This is a genomic window from Pseudomonas sp. SID14000 (assembly GCF_002165135.1).
Taxonomy (GTDB): domain Bacteria; phylum Pseudomonadota; class Gammaproteobacteria; order Pseudomonadales; family Pseudomonadaceae; genus Aquipseudomonas.
Map to the genome: position 1 here is coordinate 1 of NZ_NFZQ01000048.1, position 1,035 is coordinate 1,035.

The window sequence follows — 1,035 nt, forward strand, 5'->3', positions numbered from 1 at the left end:
CCGAACAACACGATCACGTGCGGCGCCAACGGCTCAGGATCACGCCGCGACGGCCGCGAGCCGGGCGCCGGATAGGCGATCGTCTGAGTACGCGAATCGGGCATTTCAGAGTCCTCCTACGGACGACCGGCCATACGACGATGTCAGTGTAGGCGGGCCGCCTGGAAGATCGCCTGCACGAACGCCTGTGGCTTTTCCTGCGGCAGGTTGTGACCGGCACCCTGTACTACGTGGTGCACCCGGGGGCCGGTGAAGTGGAAGGCGGACGGCTTGCCGTCGGTCCAGGGGAAGTTGCCGTCGTCCTTGCCGTCGAGCGTCACGGTGGGGACGGTGATCGGCGGCTGCTTGCGGAGCAGAGCCTCCAGGCGGTCGTACCGGGGGTCGCCCGGCTCGGTGAGGCGGCGGTGGCGGTAGACGTGGAGCACGACGGCGACGTAGTCCGGGTTGGTCATCAGCGAGGCCGCGCGGTCCAGGTCGGCTTCGGTGTAGCGCCAGGTGGGGGAGTTCTTGGTCCAGACGACCCGGGCGATCTCCTTGCGGTTCTGGGTCAGGCCGTTCTTGCCGCGCTCAGTGGTGAGGTAGTCGAAGTACCACTGGGCGGCCTCGACCGCCGGTGCCGCCGGGTTCACGGCGAGCTTGGGATCCAGGTTCTGGACCAGATAGCTGTCCACCGAGACCAGTGCGGCGCAGCGCTCGGGCCAGAGGGCAGCAGCGACGCACAGGCCGCGACCGCCCCAGTCGTAGCCGGCGAAAACCGCGCGCGGGATCTTCAGCGCGTCCATAAAAGCGATCCAGTCCGAGCCGAGCGCTGCCTGCTGCCCGGAGCGGAACGTGTCCGCCGACAGGAAGATGGTCTGCCCGTGACCGCGCAGGAAGGGCGTCAGTACGCGGTACCCACGGCGTACCAGCTCGGGTACGACCTCGACGAAGGCGTACGGGCTGTATGGCCAGCCGTGTCCCAGCAGTACCACGGGACCGGTCGCGGGCCCGGCTTCGTAGTACGCGATCTCCAGCAGCTCGGTACGGACCTTCTTG

At 68.0% G+C, this 1,035-nt stretch carries 1 protein-coding gene; it reads right to left on the reverse strand.

All coding sequences use genetic code 11. The annotated features are described in order from the left end of the window. Positions 1–143 precede the first annotated feature (143 nt). Positions 144–1,035 (reverse strand): alpha/beta fold hydrolase (locus CAY82_RS24775; RefSeq protein WP_087503446.1); only part of this gene is annotated, 892 nt, incomplete at its 5' end.